Raw genomic sequence first — 16,753 nt, 5'->3', positions numbered from 1 at the left:
TGATTAGTCGCCGGATGGCGTGGGTGGCATGATGGCGCCTGATCGTTGTCTGGGTCGGGGATTCGAGCACCGCCGATCGCGACTGTTCGCGGGCCGGTACCACGTGCATTACTCGAAGGAGTTGCCCATGACTGTCAGCACTGCGCCGCTACGCCGCGGACTGTTCGCCGTGTTCGCTGGATCCACGATCGGCGGGGCCGCGCTGCTCGGTGCGTCGGCCGTGGGCACACCGGCGGCCGAGGCCGCACCCGATCCGTGCGCGGCCAGCCAGATCGCCAAGACCGTCGGTTCGGTGGCCACCTCGATGGGCACCTACTTGGACGCGCACCCGGCGGCCAACCAGTCGCTCACCGCCATCGCGGCACAGCCGGCGGGTCCGCAGTCGCTGGTCGCCACCAAGAACTACCTGGACACCAACCCCGGGACCGCCAAGGACCTGCAGCAACTGCAGGCACCCCTGGTGCGGTTGTCGGCCCAGTGCAAGCTGCCGGTGACGCTGCCCCAGCTGCTCGGCCTGATGCAGGCCGCCCAAACGCCGGCCGCGAACCTGCCCGGCGGGCTGGACACGCTGGCGACCGTCGGCGCGCAGGGTGCCGCCGAGGTGGTGTCCGCGGGTACCGCGCCGGCGGCCGGCTCGCTGCCCGTTCCCGCCGCTACCACGCGGTGACGCCGCGGAAGCGGCCATAATCCAGGAGTGCGCACACACGAGCATTCCCCGGCGGAGAACACCGGCCGCACCGTCCTGATGGTCGACGACGACCCGGACGTGCGGACGTCGGTGGCCCGCGGACTGCGGCACTCCGGATTCGACGTCCGGGTGGCCTCGAACGGCAAGGAGGCGCTGCGGCTGCTCTCCAATGAGGCCCACGATGCGCTCGTGCTCGATGTGCAGATGCCCGAGTTGGACGGTGTCGCGGTGGTGACGGCGCTGCGGGCGCTCGGCAACGAGATCCCCATCTGCGTGTTGTCGGCGCGTGACACCGTCAACGACCGCATCGCCGGTCTGGAGGCCGGTGCCGACGATTACCTGACCAAACCGTTCGACCTGGGCGAGCTGGTTGCCCGGCTGCATGCCCTACTGCGCCGGTCGAGCCATTCCGAGCAGGAATCCGACGTCATGATCGTGGGGCCGCTGACCATCGACACCGCGCGCCGGCTGGTCTACGTCGACGGCGAACGCGCGGATCTGACCAAACGCGAGTTCGATCTGCTGGCCGTGCTGGCCGAGAACGCCGGGGTGGTGCTCACTCGGCAGCGCCTGCTGGAGTTGGTGTGGGGCTACGACTTCGACGTCGACACCAACGTGGCCGACGTGTTCGTCTCCTATCTGCGTCGCAAGCTCGAACGCGAGGATCGGCCCCGGGTCATCCACACCGTCCGCGGTATCGGGTACGTGCTGCGGGAAGAGGCGTAGTGAGAAGGGACCGCCGGTGCGCCTATCTCTTCCGCTGATCGGCCGGTCGGCCTCACTGCGCACCCGGGTTGCCGTCGCGTCCGCGATAGCGGCCTCGGCGGTGGTCGCCGCCTTCACCGTGCTGACCACGGTGGTCCTCGTCAACAACGATGCCGCACAACTGGATCGGCGACTGGACTCGATCGTGGAAGCCAGCATGTTTCCCGAACAGTTGTCCGATCCGCGGCGCGGCGTGCTCACCACCGGCCGTTCCCGGTCCAGCGGTCAGGTGATGTTCCAGCGTGGATTCCAGCTACCCGCGCTGCCACCGGGCACCGAGACCGTCGAGGTCAACGGCGTCGAATACCGGGTCCGCACCATCCCGATGGATCAGCAGGGCGGTGGTGTGCTGCTGTCCATCGGTATCCGTGCCGACAGTATCCTGTTGAGCCAGGCCAGGATTCCGATATACATCGCGGTCGGTGTGCTGACCGTGCTGGTGGCGGCCGGATTCGGCTGGCTGCTGGCCGGGCCCGCGGTCCGTCCGCTGCGCAGGCTGACCGAACAGACCAAACAGCTCGGTGACGGCGCCAAGCCGGGCGCGCAGATGCCTGCGGTGACCGGTGCCCGCGAAGCCGAGGAACTCTCCGACGCGATGGCCGGCATGCTCAGCAGGCTGGTCGCCGCTCAGCAGGCGACGACCAGGTCCTTGCAGGCCGCACAGGATTTCGCGGCGAATGCCGCGCACGAACTGCGCACCCCGCTGACCGCGATGCGCGCCGATCTGGACACCCTGCGGATCCACGAGTTGCCCACCGAGGAGCGTGACGAGGTGGTGGCCGACCTGCTGCGCGCACAGCGCCGGGTGGAGGCCATCATCACCGCTCTGGGCCAGCTGGCGTCCGGGCAACTGGCCCAGGCCGAGGATCGCGAACTCATCGACATCACCGATCTGCTGGATCGGGTGGCGCGCGAGAACGCCCGGACCGACCCGCCGGTGGAGATCACCGTGGAGGCCGGCGACGATCTGGGCTTGGTCTGGGGGTGGCCCGGCGGGTTGCGGCTGGCGGTGGACAACCTGGTACGCAACGCCGTCGCGCACGGTGCGGCGCACCGGATCGTGCTGTCCGGGATCCGCGAGTCGGACCGACAGCTGCGCATCGTGGTCGATGACGACGGGTGCGGACTGCCCGCCGAGGAACGCACCGCGGTGCTCGGCCGGTTCGCCAGGGGGAGCACGGCGGCCCCCGGCGGATCGGGTCTGGGGCTGGCATTGGTCACTCAGCAGGCCGCGTTGCACGGCGGGCGCCTTGAGCTCTCCGACAGCCCGCTGGGCGGTCTGCGCGCGACGTTGACGATCTCCGACCGGCCGCCGGATCAGCCGGCGGATGAGGCGGAACCCGCGGTGGTCAGCGCCGGGCCAGAACCGTCGCGATGGCGCGCCAGCCGAGCAGCAGGACGGCGGTCGTGATCGAGGCCACCACGATGAAGCTGCTCGCGGTGCCCGCGGAAGTGGCCTTGCGCAACAACATTCCGACGATCACGGTGCACGCCCAGACGATCAGTCCGGTCGGGTAGAGGTTCGCGGGGCGCTGCCAGGCCCGTGCGGCCAGCCAGCCGGCCAAGGTGCCGGTCAGAAAGGGCCACGCCGTCTCGGCGATACCGGTGACGGTCAGACCCTCGGCATGGCTGCGCCTGCCGATGGTACAGAACACCACCACGCACGCCAGATCGGTGAGCAGCGCAGGCAGGGGCCGTGGGCGTTCAACCATCCGGGTAGTCCATCACATCGGAAACCAGTGGGCTGACCCGGGTTTCGTCGGTGGGCTGCACACCGGGCTGCAGCGGCGCCGGCTTGCCGGCCAGCACGGCGTCGACAGCGTCCGCTCCGGGGCCCGCGTTCTCGAGCGTCCGTGAGGTGAGCCGGAACCGGTCGATCACGAACGGCAGACCGTCGGCTTTCAGCGGGTCCGGACCGTTCATCACATGAAAGTGCAGGTGCGGTGCGTCGGTGTTACCGCTGTTGCCGAGGTCGCCCACCAGCTGTCCGGTGGTGAGCCGATCGCCGGGCTGCACGGCGACCGAACCGGTCTTCAGGTGTGCGTAGAAGGCGTAGTTCCCGTCACCGATGTCCTGCACCACATGGTTGCCGCCGTACTCCTGCAGTCGTAGGCCGGTGGGGCTGGCGCCGGGCACCTGCTCCGGCAGATCATCGACGACGGCCACCACCGGCCCGTCGGCGACGGCGTGCACGCCGAGACCGAAGTACGGGTAGCTGCTCAGATCCTTGGCGTCGCCGTCGAACAGTCGCCCGTCGGGCATCAGTTGCACATAGTCGATCGCGAATCGTTCCGCGCCCCAGAGTTCGCCGTCGATGGGGTTGATCGCCATCCGGTGCGCGGTCATCCCGCAGCATCCGTTGGCGTCCCACCACTGCGGGCCGCGAAGCGGGGGTGCGATGACGACAGGTTCGCGGGTCGACACCGTGACCGGCGCGACGGTCTCGCGTACCGTCTCGGGCAGCAGCGGCGGCATCGGCGTGGACAGCCGCGCATCGACGGTGTGAATGAGATCGACCGGGGCGGAGCCATTTTCGACGGCGGCATCGATCCAGACCAACGCGGACTGGGACGGCCCGAGCCGCGCGGTGGGGACGGAGGTGCCGATGACCCTGGTGCGGTCGGCCAGTGCGTCCCCGTTCAACGTGAGCAGCGTGGGCCCGCCCGAACCCGTTCGGACGGTCACCGCGTCCACGGTGACCTCTTGATCCATCGCGTTGGTCAGGAGCAGCTCATAGGCCAGATGCGTTCGGCCGTCGGTGGCCGGTACCGGCACCGGCGCCGCCAGCACGCGGGCCAGCAGCGGCGTGGCAACCGGGGCGGCCGCCGGCCGGCCGCCCGGCGGTGCGCTCGACGGCGCGCTGCTCGCCGAGTCCGTCGCGGCGGTCGACGTGCCGGGCCGCTCGGTGCTGGGTGAGCAGCCCGCGACGAGTGTCGCACCGATCAGAACCATTGCTGTGAAACAGATTCGGTGGGTCATGGATCCTCCTGGCCGTTCGCGTCGGGGTCGATGTCCATCTCGGTGCGGAACATGAAGAAGAACACCACCCAGCCGATCGCGGAGATGAAGATCCAGCTGACCAACCGGTAGATGAGCATGGCCGAGATGGCCGCGGCGAGCGTCATACCGCTGGACACCAGGCCGGGCACCAGCACCGCCTCCACCACCAGCAACCCACCGGGCATCAGGGGGATCGATCCCACGGCCCGGGCGGCGGCGTAGGCGACCGTCAGCGCGGCCAGCGACGGGTGCCCACCGGCGGCGTACGCGGCGAACGCCAGGCAGGCCACGTCGGCGATCCAGTTGAACAGCGACCACCCGAAGGCGTTGCCCAGCGCACGTCGGCTCAACTGCACCGACTCGAGCTGACGCAACATGGCGCGCCACTTGTCCAGCCCGGTGTCGGTGGGTTTACCGCGCAGCGAATTGAACTTCGACAGCAGCCGGACCCCGATGCCGTCGAGTTGTTGCGGGTTGGACGCCACCGACTGGGCGAGCACGAGCAGCAGGAAGAAACCGCCGAGGGTGAAGATCAGGGACAGCGGGTTCTTGCTGGCACCAAGCAGGAACGCCCCGCCGAGGCCGAGCAGCGCCAGCCCCACCGCCTGCAGCACGCCCGACATCACCAGCTGCCAGGAGGCCACCACCGGCGACGCACCCCAGATGCGCTGCTGGCGGTAGACGAAGGTGGCCGAGAGTACCGGTCCGCCCGGCAGCGTGGTGGACAGCGCGTTTCCGGCATAGAAGGCCGCTTCGGACCGCCACTGGCGCACGGTGACGCCCGCCGACCGCAACAGGGTGCGCTGGATCTGCGCGAAGCTGTGCATCGACGCCATCGCCGCGACCACCGCGGCCAACACCCACCACCAGTTCGCCGAGAGCAGGCTGATCCAGGCCTTGGCCAATTGGTCCCACACCAGCACGAGTTCGACGGTCAGCACCAGAGCGGCGACCGCGATGACCGCCCACCGCACCCACCAGTATTTGCCCCGCGGGCGCGCGTCCTGTCCAGGGGCGTCGCTCTTCGGCGCGTCGTGCGACACGCGTACCAGGGTAACGGCCTGTGCCGTGGGTATCGCCCTGGTTGGGGCGGCGCGCCGTGCAGCGGTCGTACGCTACGGCGATGACGATAGATTCGGTCGCCGATCAGGCGGTGAGTCCCCTGGTGCGCAAGGCCGCGGCATGGGCGTGGCGGCTGTTGGTACTCGGTGTGGCGCTGCTGGCGCTGCTGTGGGTGGCGTCGAAGCTGATGCTCATCGTGGTGCCGGTGGCACTGGCGTCGCTGCTGGCGGCAATGCTGCTGCCGGCGGTGGATTTGGTGCAGCGCCGTGTGCCGCGCGGCTGGGCGGTGGCTGTGGTCATGCTCGGCGCGATCGCCGTGGTCGGCGGGATCCTCAGTTTCGTGGTCAGCCAATTCGTCTCGGGCGCACCGGGACTCGTGGAGCAGGTGACCCGCAGCGTGGACGGCCTGCGGACCTGGCTGATCGAAGGTCCGGTGCACCTGAGTCGTGAACAGATCGACCAGGCCGGTGACGCGGTGATCAAGGCATTGCAGGAGAACCAGGCCAAGGTCACCAGCGGGGCACTGTCCACGGCGGGCACCGTCACCGAGATCGTCACCGGGGCCGTGCTGGTGCTGTTCACCCTGATCTTCCTGCTGCACGGCGGCCGCGGCATCTTCGCCTTTGTGACGTCGATTTTCCCGGTGACGGTGCGCGACCGGGTGCGCGACGCGGGCCGGGCCGGCTTTCGCACCCTGACCGGCTACGTCCGGGCCACCTGCCTGGTCGCGCTGGTGGATGCCGTCGGAATCGGCGCCGGTCTGGCCATCATGGGTGTGCCGTTGGCGTTGCCGCTGGCCTCCCTGGTGTTCCTGGGCGCCTTCGTGCCGCTGATCGGCGCGGTCTTCGCCGGCGGGGTGGCGGTCATCGTCGCGCTGATCGCCAAGGGCTGGGTCTACGCACTGATCACCCTCGGCCTGATCCTGGCGGTGCAGCAACTGGAATCACATGTTCTGCAACCACTCGTGATGGGCCGCGCGGTGGCGGTGCACCCGCTGGCGGTGGTGCTGGCGATCGCCGGGGGAGGAGTGCTCGCCGGCATCGTCGGCGCACTGCTCGCGGTTCCGGTGGTGGCGGTGCTCAACAGCGCCATCCGGGTGCTGGTGGCTCCCGACCCGGGACCCGAGGAACAACGGATCAGCGCCGAACTCGCGCCCGACGGACTTACAGGCGACCCTCCCGCCGCAACAGATCCGCCGCGCTGACGCCACCGCCGCGGCGGGTCGGGGTCTCACCGGTGTCGCGGGTGTCGATCTTCTCGGTCGACTCCGGATCCTGTTGCGCGGGAATGGCCGTCGTCGGTTCGGCACCCGCATCGGGGATGGCGCGGGTCGACTCCGCCGACGGACGCGGCCCTGGGGTCGCGGTCGGGATCGCGGTTGTCGGGGTGCTGCCGCCGCGCAATTCGCCCAGCCACGACTCGATCTCGCGGCGCTCGCGCGCCGGCGACGGGTCGACCCGCGGGGCGCGCTCCGCCGGGGCTGCGTTCACGGCGTTGATCGCCGATGTCGCAGCCGAATCCGGTTGTGCGGCAAAGCGCGTCGTGGGCGGTTCGGGAGCGGGCCCGGGGGGTGCGGTCGGGATGCGGGTGGTGCCCATCGTGGAGGGGCCGCCCGACGAGCCCAACGGACGCGGCGGCGGCAGAGTGCCGCGCGGCCCGGGCGGTGGGATCGCCGGGTGTCCCGGATCGTGCTGTGCGGGTGTGGGTGCGCCCGCGCCGACCAGAGCGGCCGGGTCGGCGACCTCATCGGACTCGCGGACCACCGGACGCTTGCGCTCATCGGGCAGCTCGACCTCACCGAGACCGATGCGTTCCTGGACCCGCTTCATCCACTTCGGCGCCCACCAGCAGTCATCGCCGAGCAGCTTCATGACGGCCGGCACGAGGAACATCCGGATGACGGTGGCGTCGAGCAGCAGGGCGATCAGCAGACCGAAGGCGAGGTACTTCATCACCACCAGATCGGAGAACGCGAAGGCCGCGACCACCACGGCCAACACCAGCGCGGCACCGGTGATGAGCCGACCGGTGGTGGCCGTACCGATGCGGATGGCCTCGGCGGTCGAGAGCCCGCGTGCGCGGGCCTCGACCATGCGGGACACCAGGAACACCTCGTAGTCGGTGGACAGGCCCCAGATCACCGCGATGATGAGGCCGATCATCGGGGCGAGCAGCGGCTGCGGCGTGTAGTTGAACAACTGGTCGCCGTGACCGTCCTCGACGAACATCCAGGTCAGGATGCCCATCGTCGAGCCCAACGTGAGGGCCGACATCAGCGCCGCCTTGATCGGCAGCACCAGCGACCCGAATGCCAGGAACATCAGGATGGTGGTGGTGATGACCAGGATCAGCCCGAGCATCGGCAGGTTGGAGAACAGGCTGTGGATGCTGTCCTGGGCCAGGGCGGGGGTGCCGCCGACGAGTACCTCGGTGCCCCGCGGCGGTTGCAGGTCACGCAGCTCGGCGAGCTTCTTGGGCGCGGTGCTGGCGTCGACCAGACCGTTCTGCAGCACCCGGACCGACGGGTCCTTGGTACCGCCCTCCTGCGCGGAACGCTCCTGCCACATCTTCGAGGGGTCCTCGGTGCCGGAGAAACCGGACACCGTCTGAGCCTCGGCGCGCAGGGCCGCGACCTGCTGGTCGGTCACCGGCTCCCCGTCGGTGGAGCGGATCACCATCGTCAGCGGTTCGGTGCGGAACTCGGAGAACTCGCGGTCGAACTGTTCCTGCGCCATGCGCACCGAGTTGTCCGGTGGCAGGTACTTCTCGCTGAGGCCGCCGAGCGCGAGCTGGCCGATCGGGATGACCAGCAGCGTCATGATGACCAGGATCGGTGCGGCGAAGGCGATCGGCCGTTTCATCACCTGGTTGACCAGCTTGCCCCAGAAACCCTTCTCGACCTCTTCGCGGGTCATGGTCTTCTGGGTCTTCTCGATGAACCAGTCGATGATCTTGCGGGAGAACGGCCAGTTGGCCAGGAACGGCACCCGCAGCAGGGTGCGCACGCCAAGGGCATCGACGTTCGGCCCCAGGATGGCCAGCACCGCGGGCAGCACGGTGATGGACAGGAACGCCGCCAGCAGCACCGAGGCGATGATGGCGTAGGTGATCGACTGCAGGAAGCCGAGCGGGATCAGCAGCAGCGGCAGCGAGGACGCCACGATGATGACCGCGGAGAACGCGACGGTGCGCCCGGAGGTCATGACCGAGCGCCGCACCGCGGCCTCGACGTCGTAGCCCTCGGCCAGTTCCTCCCGGAATCGGCTCACCATGAACAGGCCGTAGTCGATGGCGATGCCGAAGCCCATCATCGTCACCACGGGCTGGGCGAAGAAGTGCACCGGCATGAACTCGGCGGTGAACCGCAGGATGCCCAGCGCGCCGGCGATGGTCAGACCGCCGATGATCGCGGGCAGCGCCGCCGCGACGGCGCCGCCGAACACGAAGAACAGCACCACCGCCACCAGCGGGACGATGACGAGTTCCGCGCGTTTCTGATCGGTGCCGATGGTGCCGGTCAGCTCGCTGGCCAGCGGATTGAGGCCGGCGAGCTTGATATCACCGCCGTTGATCTTCTCCAGATCGGGCTGCACCGTCTGGTAGTTCTTCAAAATGGAGTCGTCGTCATCACCCTTGAGCGGGATGCTGACGAAGGTCTGGCGCAGATCCTCGGTCTTCATCCGATTCACCGTGGGGTCGGTGGTGTCGGGCGCCTTCAGCCAGCCGACCCAGCCGACGATCTGGTCGGGGTGATCCTTGACCACCTGATCCAGTTCCCCGGCGACCTTTTGCTGCCAGGCCCGGTCGGTGACCAACTTGTCATCCGGCGGCGTCAGGATGGCGACGACGTGGCTGGTGCGGTCGCGGCCGTAGACCTCGTCGCCGATCAGCGATGCCTGCACCGATTCGCTGGTCACATCGTAATAACCACTCTGGGTGACGTGGGACCCCAAACTGGCCCCGTAAACGCCGCCACCAAGGCACAGTGCAACCATGACCCCGATCACTATGTATCGGAATTGGTACACCGTTCGACCCCACCAGGCGAACACGTCAGCTCCTTATTTGTTCTTGTCGATCTGATTCACTGCGCGCGCACATGCCACTTGACCTGCTCAGACGCGCGAGGTCAGCAGCGCGGACAACGGCCGGAACGGCTGCAGCCACGCACCTTGCTCGGGCAGCGAATCAAGGCCGATTCGCGGTAGCGGTTCCCGGAAGACACCAGGGATGTCCTCCAGGTCGACGAACTCCAAGCTATCCGACGCTAACGCCCAACTGGCATGTTCGCGAAATCCGAGCACCTGCACCGGAACGCCCTCGTGGGCGATCTCTTCCAGCGGTGCGCGGAATGCCTGACCGTCCGCCGAGGCCACCACAACTCCGGCCAGACCTTCGCTGCGGCGCAGGGCGATGTGCTCCAGCATGTCGCTGTCCACATCACTGTCGTCGTCGATCTTGGGTTTGGCGAAGACAGCGAAGCCCACGTTACGCAGAGCTTCCACCCACGGTCGGACAACATCGGCACTACCTGGGGCGATGTTGGTGAAGACGGTGGCTTCCGGCTCGAGGTGAATCTCCGCCGGCACCCCGGTCTCGGCGTCGTGACGGCTGGACAGTTCGGCGGTGCGGCTCAGCAACCAGCGGCCGAGCGCGTCGAATCGTGGCCGGTGCGCGGCGGTGGGGCGGCCGCCGAGGATCGACCCGAGGCCCATGTCCAAATTGGGCGCATCCCAGACCAGCAGCACCCGCTGGGTGGCCGGTGGCTGCGCATCACTCGAGGGGACCTCCGGGATGGCGGGGTCGGTCGTCATCGTCATATGCGCTCCCAGAGCAGTTCGGTCACGACCGGACCCGCCAGCGCCTTGCGCTCGTACTTCGTCTCCGGCCTGGCCACCGATATCGGCAGGTCGTCGGAACCGTCGAAGCTGGGCCTGACGCGGCGCAGGCGCGGCTCGGCGTCACCGACCTCGGCGATGTGCTCGGCGTAACCCATGTGGTCGGTGGCCGCGTGCAAGATCCCGCCGGGCACCAGGCGGTCGGCGATCAAAGCCATCGTCGCGGGCTGCAGCAACCGCCGCTTGTGATGGCGGGCCTTGGGCCACGGGTCCGGGAAGAACACCCGCACCCCGGTGAGCGAGGCCGTGGCCAACGAGTGTTCGAGCACATCCACACCGTCACCTCGGACCAGCCGGACATTGGTGATGCCGTCCCGGTCGAGCGCGCCGAGCAGCTGGCCCAGACCCTTCTTGTAGACCTCCACGGCGATGACGTCGAAGTCGGGCTCCTGCAGCGCCATGGCCGCCGTCGAGGTCCCGGTGCCGCACCCGATCTCCAGGATCAGCGGGGCGTGGCGGCCGAACCAGGCCGCGCTGTCCAGCACCGTCGGCCGGCCGTCGGCGTCGCGGGCCTCGGTGCCCAGCCGCGGCCACAGCCGTTCCCAGGTCTCCTGCTGGCCGCCGGACAGGGTGGAGCGCCGGGACCGGAAGCTGGTGACGCGACGCATGTGGTGGGTGCCGGAGGGGTCCGCGCCGGTTGCTGCGCCGCGTTCCGGGGAGACGGGCTCCCCGGTGTCCTCGCGCTGGGCATACATCGGTCCATCGTCGCTCATCCAGACAGGTGTACCCGCATCGCGGGGCAGATTGATACCCAACAGTTGTCTTTGCGGCGATCCGGCGGGAAAACACTGCTCATCGGGGTGTCGTGGGGGTGTGACGATGTGATGTGAGCCGCTGATGTGGTCGATGGTGAGCGTGCAACAGAAGTGAAAGGAGCGTGATGTCTGTCGACGACCTTGTCGCGGAACTGACCGCTCACGCCGATGACGCCACCCGCCCCGCGCTGCGCCCGATCATCGAGCGGCTCACCCGCCCGCTGCGGGTCCGCGCGTCGGGACGGGTCGGGGTGGGGGTGCGCACACTGACCGACGCTCTGCGCGATGCCGGATTGACGGTGGCGGATGCGCGGGCCGAGGTGGAGGTGCTGGTCATCGCGGAGACCGCCAAACCGGAGGATCGACAGTCCGCCGCGGCGGCCCGCGCTCCGGTGGTCGTCGCGCTCAACAAGGCCGATCTGCTCGGCGCCGCGCTGCCCGAGCGCGTCCGGCTGCTCCGGCACCGCACCGGCCTGCCGGTGTTCGGGGTGTCCGCACTGCTGGCGACCGCCGTGCTGGATGCCCCGCTGCTCGATGCCGTGCGGGCACTGGCCGAGGATCCGGCCGATCTCAGCTCCGTCGATGCGTTCCGCGCGGCGCCGCACCGGGTGGACGCCGGCACCCGGGCGCGGCTGCTCGACACCCTCGACCTGTACGGGATCGCGGCGGCCGTCGCCGCCGTCGGGGCGGGCGCCGACGGGACCGCCCTGACCGCGATGCTGCGCCGGTGCAGCGCGGTCGACGACCTGCTGGCCGGTGTGCGTGCCGCCGCCGCGCCGCTGCGGTACCAGCGGCTGTGTGCGGCGATGACCCAGCTGCGGGCGTTGGCGGCCAGGACCGCCGACCAGCGCCTGGACGCCGTACTGACCGGGGACACCGCGGTGCTGGCCGCGATGGCGGCGGCCCTGGCGGTGGTGCGCGCGGACGGACTGGACGCCGGCGACGCCGATCCGGTGGGTTGGCAGCGCTACAGCCGGGGGCCGGTCAACGCGCTGCACCGGCGCTGCGGTGCGGATATCGCGCGCGCGGCGTTGCGGCTGGGGGCTGGTTGAGGGCGGGGCTGGTGCGCGAGGACCCCCGTGACGTCGACGCCGCGGTGTCCGCGCTGGTGCCCGGGCTGGCACCACCGCGCCGCAGCCCCGGTGCGGCGGTGTTGGTGGTCGGACCGTGGCTCGCCGGGGTGACCAGCCTGACGGCGGCGCTGCGGCACTGCATGCCCCACCAGTGCTTCGTCGAATCCGAGGAACTCCCAGCGGATCTCGCGCCGGCCGCCGTGGTGTTTGCGGTATCCGCGGTGGCACCGCTGTGCGCATCGGACTGCGCGGTGCTCGACGACGCGGCGCGCCATACCGACCTCGTGATCGGCGTGCTGACCAAGATCGACGTCCACCGCGACTGGCGAGCGGTCCTTGGTGTGGACGCCCGTACCGTCGGGTTGCATGCGCCGCGCCTGCACGACATGCCGTGGGTGGGGGTGGCCGCCGCGCCGGCGCACGGCGCTGCGCACCTCGACGTTCTGGTCGAGGTGCTCCGGGAGGCCTTGGCCGATGAGTCGTTGCCGCGTCGGAATCGACTGCGGGCGTGGGAAGCTCATCTCGACGACCACATCGGCGAGATGGCGGCGGTGGCGGCCGACGGGGAGTCCGCGGCATTACACCGTCAGCGCGACGAGCTGCTGCGGGATATGCGGCTGTCCCGTTCGGAGCGCGCCGTGGTGTTGCGCAGCCGAATTCAGCAGGCCCGGGTGCAATTGGGGCATTTCGCCCGCAACCGGTGCGCGTCGGTGCGCTCCGAGCTTTCCGAGGACGCCGCCACCTGGGGTGCGTTGCATTGGGGCAGGCGACGTCGGGCCCGGGATTTCCATGCCCGGGTGGCCGCTCGCGCGGCCGAGGTCATCGAGGAGGTCGATTCCGGTGTCACCGAGCAATTCCGGGATATCGCCGGGGAGTTGGGCTGCACCGCACCGGCCGCTGTGCCGGCGGCGGCAGTCCCGGAACTGGGCACCGCCGGGCTGATGTCGCGGCGGCTGGAAACGCAGTTGATGATGGTGCTGGGGGCGGGTTTCGGTCTGGGGGTCGCGTTGGCGGCGGGCCGGCTGTTCACCGGGCTCGCGCCCGGGTTGTCGGTGGCCGGCGCCACCGCCGGGGGCCTGCTCGGCGTGCTGCTCACGGTGTGGGTGGTGCGGCTTCGGGGGCTGCTGCACGACCGGGCGCAGCTGGACCGGTGGGTCGGTCGCGTCGCGGCCGTGCTGCGCGAGGACACCGAGGCGTTGGTCGCGACCCGGGTGCTGGCCGCCGAGACCGCCTTCACCGCGGCGGCGGTGGCGGCCGACGAACGGGCGGCCGCCGACACCGCCCGTCGGGTGGCGGACATCGACGCCCGACTGCGGGAACGCGCGGTGGCCGCCGCACGTGCACGATCCGAGGCGCAACGCCGATTACCGGCGCTGCGCGCGGCCGCGGAGGCGGTTCGCGCCGATTTAATAATCTGATGAATTCGATTACCGTTCAGTAGGGTTTCCTGAATGCCTATCTGAATCGTTCCTGTGAGTGATCGGACATTGTCCCGATTCCCCAGACGAAAGTCACCCGCGTTAACCTCTTATTAGGGACGATCGTGACCTGCCGGTTATCGGCATGTTCACGGAAACTACGCAGGAGACTTTGATGACCTCAGCGACCATTCCCGGTCTGGACACCGCACCGACGACGCATCAGGGGCTGCTGTCCTGGGTCCGCGAGGTCGCCGAGTTGACCCAGCCCGACCGTGTCGAGTGGGCCGATGGCTCCCAGGAGGAGTACGAGCGCCTGGCGGCTGCGCTGGTCGAGGCCGGCACCTTCCAGAAGCTGAACGACGAGAAGCAGCCGAACTCCTACCTGGCGCTGTCGGATCCCTCCGATGTGGCGCGCGTCGAATCCCGCACCTACATCTGCTCCGAGCGTGAGGTCGACGCCGGTCCCACCAACAACTGGATGGATCCGGCCGAGATGCGCGGCATCATGACCGAGCTGTACCGGGGCTCCATGCGCGGTCGCACCCTGTGGGTGGTGCCGTTCTGCATGGGCCCCCTGGACGCCGAAGACCCGAAACTCGGCGTCGAGATCACCGACTCGGAGTACGTCGTCGTCTCCATGCGCACGATGACCCGGATGGGCAAGGCAGCGCTGGACAAGTTGGGCGACGACGGCTTCTTCGTCAAGGCCCTGCACTCCATCGGTGCCCCGCTGGAGGACGGCCAGAAAGATGTGCCGTGGCCGTGCAACGACACCAAGTACATCACCCACTTCCCGGAGACCCGCGAGATCTGGAGCTACGGATCGGGCTACGGCGGTAACGCGCTGCTGGGCAAGAAGTGCTACTCGCTGCGCATCGCCTCGGCGATGGCCCATGACGAGGGCTGGCTCGCCGAGCACATGCTGATCGTCAAGCTCATCTCGCCGGAGAACAAGTCCTACTTCATCGCCGCGGCGTTCCCCTCGGCCTGCGGCAAGACCAACCTCGCGATGCTGCAGCCGACCATTCCGGGCTGGCGTGCCGAGACCGTCGGCGACGATATCGCCTGGATGCGCTTCGGCAAGGACGGCCAACTCTACGCCGTCAACCCGGAGTTCGGCTTCTTCGGGGTCGCTCCCGGTACCAACTGGGACTCCAACCCGAACGCGATGAAGACGATCGCCGCCGGTAACACCGTCTTCACCAACGTCGCCAAGACCGATGACGGCGACGTGTGGTGGGAGGGCCTGGAGGGCGAGCCCGATCACCTGATCGACTGGAAGGGCCAGGACTGGGTTCTGCGCGAGACCGAAACCAAGGCCGCGCACCCGAATTCGCGCTACTGCACCCCCATTTCGCAGTGCCCGACCCTGGCGCCGGAGTGGGACGACCCGCAGGGTGTGCCGATCTCGGCGATCCTGTTCGGCGGTCGGCGTAAGACGACCGTCCCGCTGATCACCGAGGCCCGTGACTGGCAGCACGGTGTGTTCATCGGCGCCACCCTGGGTTCCGAGCAGACCGCGGCGGCCGAGGGCAAGGTCGGCACCGTGCGCCGCGACCCGATGGCCATGCTGCCGTTCCTGGGCTACAACGTGGGCGATTACTTCCAGCACTGGATCAACATCGGTAAGCAGGCCGACGAGTCGAAGCTGCCGAAGGTGTTCTTCGTCAACTGGTTCCGCCGCGGCGATGACGGTCGCTTCCTGTGGCCCGGATTCGGTGAGAACAGCCGCGTGCTGAAATGGGCCATCGAGCGCATCGAGCATCGGGCCGACGGCAAGAGCACCCCGATCGGCATCGTCCCGACCGCGGCGGATCTGGACCTGTCGGGGCTGGATGTCGATCCGGCCGACGTCGACGAGGCGCTGGCGGTCAACGCCGAGGAGTGGCGTGCCGAACTGCCGTTGATCGAGGAGTGGTTCTCCTTCGTCGGTGAAAAGCTGCCGACCGGTATCAAGGATGAGTTCGACGCCCTGAAGACACGGCTCGCCGAGTCCGACTGACCGCGCACACGCGCATTGCCCCGTATCCGGCCGGATGCGGGGCAATGTTCGTCTGTGCGCCCCCTGCGGGTGCCGAACCATCCGGACCTGTTTCGGCTCCGAATACCCGGTAGTCGGTGGACGGGAGTTTCGAACGATATGTTGCACACGGTGCTCGACGGGCTGCTCGACCGCACGGTCGTGGCCGGATACACCCGCGTGGGACTCGCGGTGCGCGAAAAGTTCTGGCCTGCGTTGGATCCGGATGCACTGGCCGGCTCCACCGTTCTGGTCACCGGCGCGAACTCCGGTATCGGTAAGGCGATCGCGGCAGGGGTGGCCGGACTCGGTGCCACCGTGCTGTTGACGGTGCGCGACAAGGCCCGTGGTGAAGCCGCTCGCGCGGACATCCTCGGCGCCGTGCCCGGCGCGGATGTGCGGGTCGAACGCTGCGATGTCTCCGACCTTCCGGGGGTGCGGACCTTCGCGGCGGACCTGGTGACCCGGGTGCCGCGGCTGGACGCGGTGATCCACAACGCCGGGGTGATGCCGCCGGAGCGCACCAGAACCGAACAGGGACACGAGCTTTCGCTGGCGACCCATGTGCTCGGGCCCGTGCTGCTGACCGAGCTCCTGCTGCCTTCGCTGGCGACATCGCCGGATCCGCGGGTGGTGCTGATGTCCTCGGGTGGCATGTACACCCAGCGCCTGCCCGCCGACGACATCGAGTACACCTCCGGCCGCTACCGGGGTGCGGTGGCCTACGCGCGGAGCAAGCGGATCCAGGTGGCGCTCACACCGCTACTCGCCGACCGGTGGGCCACCCGGTCGGTCATGGTCGCCGCCATGCACCCGGGCTGGGCCGACACTCCTGGTGTGGCCACCTCGCTGCCCGCCTTCCGCAGGTTGACCGGACCGGCGCTGCGGACGCCGGAGCAGGCCGCCGACACCGCCATCTGGTTGACGGCGACCCTACCGACCCCCGAGTCGGGCAGGTTCTGGCACGACCGCGCCGTGCGACCCGTCCACTACCTGCCGAGCACCCGCTACAGCGATGCCGAATTGCAGCGGGTGTGGCATTACTGCCTGGGTGCGGTCGGGTTGTCGTAA

The 16,753-nt window shown here is 69.1% G+C and carries 14 protein-coding genes; 8 read left to right on the top strand and 6 right to left on the bottom strand.

Features of this window, described 5'->3' with window-relative positions:
- Positions 1-127 precede the first annotated feature (127 nt).
- The 3 genes from A7U43_RS01330 to A7U43_RS01320 all read left to right on the top strand — a co-directional run bounded on the left by A7U43_RS01330 (position 128) and on the right by A7U43_RS01320 (position 2,864).
- Positions 128-667, top strand: a complete 540-nt coding sequence (locus A7U43_RS01330; RefSeq protein WP_068001682.1) for a hemophore — start codon at positions 128-130, stop codon at positions 665-667.
- Between the two features lie 78 nt (positions 668-745).
- A complete protein-coding gene (locus A7U43_RS01325) occupies positions 746-1,414 on the top strand; it encodes a response regulator transcription factor (RefSeq protein ID WP_082902348.1) in 669 nt (222 codons plus the stop codon).
- A gap of 16 nt (positions 1,415-1,430) precedes the next feature.
- Positions 1,431-2,864: a sensor histidine kinase gene (locus A7U43_RS01320; RefSeq protein WP_082901978.1), complete on the top strand. Its 1,434-nt coding sequence runs from the start codon at positions 1,431-1,433 to the stop codon at positions 2,862-2,864.
- Here the strand turns inward: A7U43_RS01320 and A7U43_RS01315 are convergent.
- From A7U43_RS01315 to A7U43_RS01305, 3 genes are read right to left on the bottom strand one after another with little or no spacing between them, the layout of a single operon-like run.
- Complete coding sequence (locus A7U43_RS01315; RefSeq protein ID WP_067990258.1) at positions 2,803-3,165, bottom strand: DUF3054 domain-containing protein; 363 nt, start codon at positions 3,163-3,165, stop codon at positions 2,803-2,805. The genes A7U43_RS01320 and A7U43_RS01315 overlap by 62 nt on opposite strands.
- The gene (locus tag A7U43_RS01310; RefSeq protein ID WP_067990253.1) at positions 3,158-4,432 is read right to left on the bottom strand and encodes a M23 family metallopeptidase; all 1,275 of its coding nucleotides are present in this window, start codon (positions 4,430-4,432) and stop codon (positions 3,158-3,160) included. The genes A7U43_RS01315 and A7U43_RS01310 overlap by 8 nt, the downstream gene beginning before the upstream one ends.
- A complete protein-coding gene (locus tag A7U43_RS01305) occupies positions 4,429-5,496 on the bottom strand; it encodes a lysylphosphatidylglycerol synthase transmembrane domain-containing protein (protein ID WP_067990250.1) in 1,068 nt (355 codons plus the stop codon). The genes A7U43_RS01310 and A7U43_RS01305 overlap by 4 nt, the downstream gene beginning before the upstream one ends.
- 80 nt (positions 5,497-5,576) lie before the next feature.
- On the opposite strand from A7U43_RS01305, the gene A7U43_RS01300 reads away from it, so the two are divergent.
- A complete protein-coding gene (locus A7U43_RS01300) occupies positions 5,577-6,719 on the top strand; it encodes an AI-2E family transporter (RefSeq protein WP_067990248.1) in 1,143 nt (380 codons plus the stop codon).
- On the opposite strand, the gene mmpL3 is transcribed toward A7U43_RS01300, so the two are convergent.
- The 3 genes from mmpL3 to trmB all read right to left on the bottom strand — a co-directional run bounded on the left by mmpL3 (position 6,679) and on the right by trmB (position 11,126).
- A complete protein-coding gene (gene mmpL3 / locus A7U43_RS01295) occupies positions 6,679-9,567 on the bottom strand; it encodes a trehalose monomycolate exporter MmpL3 (protein ID WP_067990245.1) in 2,889 nt (962 codons plus the stop codon). The two genes, A7U43_RS01300 and mmpL3, sit on opposite strands and share 41 nt — an antisense overlap.
- Before the next feature lie 63 nt (positions 9,568-9,630).
- Positions 9,631-10,335, bottom strand: coding sequence for an NYN domain-containing protein (locus A7U43_RS01290; RefSeq protein WP_067990242.1), 705 nt, complete (start codon positions 10,333-10,335; stop codon positions 9,631-9,633).
- Positions 10,332-11,126: a tRNA (guanosine(46)-N7)-methyltransferase TrmB gene (gene trmB / locus A7U43_RS01285; RefSeq protein WP_067990238.1), complete on the bottom strand. Its 795-nt coding sequence runs from the start codon at positions 11,124-11,126 to the stop codon at positions 10,332-10,334. The genes A7U43_RS01290 and trmB overlap by 4 nt, the downstream gene beginning before the upstream one ends.
- A gap of 167 nt (positions 11,127-11,293) precedes the next feature.
- Between trmB and A7U43_RS01280 the strand changes: the two genes are divergently transcribed.
- From A7U43_RS01280 to A7U43_RS01265, 4 genes are all read left to right on the top strand, one after another.
- Positions 11,294-12,220: a hypothetical protein gene (locus A7U43_RS01280; RefSeq protein ID WP_231963495.1), complete on the top strand. Its 927-nt coding sequence runs from the start codon at positions 11,294-11,296 to the stop codon at positions 12,218-12,220.
- Positions 12,221-12,231: 11 nt separating this feature from the next.
- On the top strand, positions 12,232-13,659 hold the full coding sequence (locus A7U43_RS01275) for a hypothetical protein (RefSeq protein ID WP_156525808.1): 1,428 nt from the start codon (positions 12,232-12,234) through the stop codon (positions 13,657-13,659).
- Between the two features lie 175 nt (positions 13,660-13,834).
- On the top strand, positions 13,835-15,664 hold the full coding sequence (locus A7U43_RS01270; protein WP_067990235.1) for a phosphoenolpyruvate carboxykinase (GTP): 1,830 nt from the start codon (positions 13,835-13,837) through the stop codon (positions 15,662-15,664).
- Between the two features lie 138 nt (positions 15,665-15,802).
- Positions 15,803-16,753 (top strand): SDR family NAD(P)-dependent oxidoreductase, encoded by a 951-nt coding sequence (locus A7U43_RS01265; protein ID WP_067990231.1) that lies wholly within the window; start codon positions 15,803-15,805, stop codon positions 16,751-16,753.

It is taken from the genome of Mycobacterium adipatum (genome assembly GCF_001644575.1).
Classification (GTDB): Bacteria; Actinomycetota; Actinomycetes; order Mycobacteriales; family Mycobacteriaceae; genus Mycobacterium; species Mycobacterium adipatum.
The sequence above is the reverse complement of the archived record's forward strand: the minus strand, read 5'-3'. Positions and strand labels throughout refer to the sequence as shown.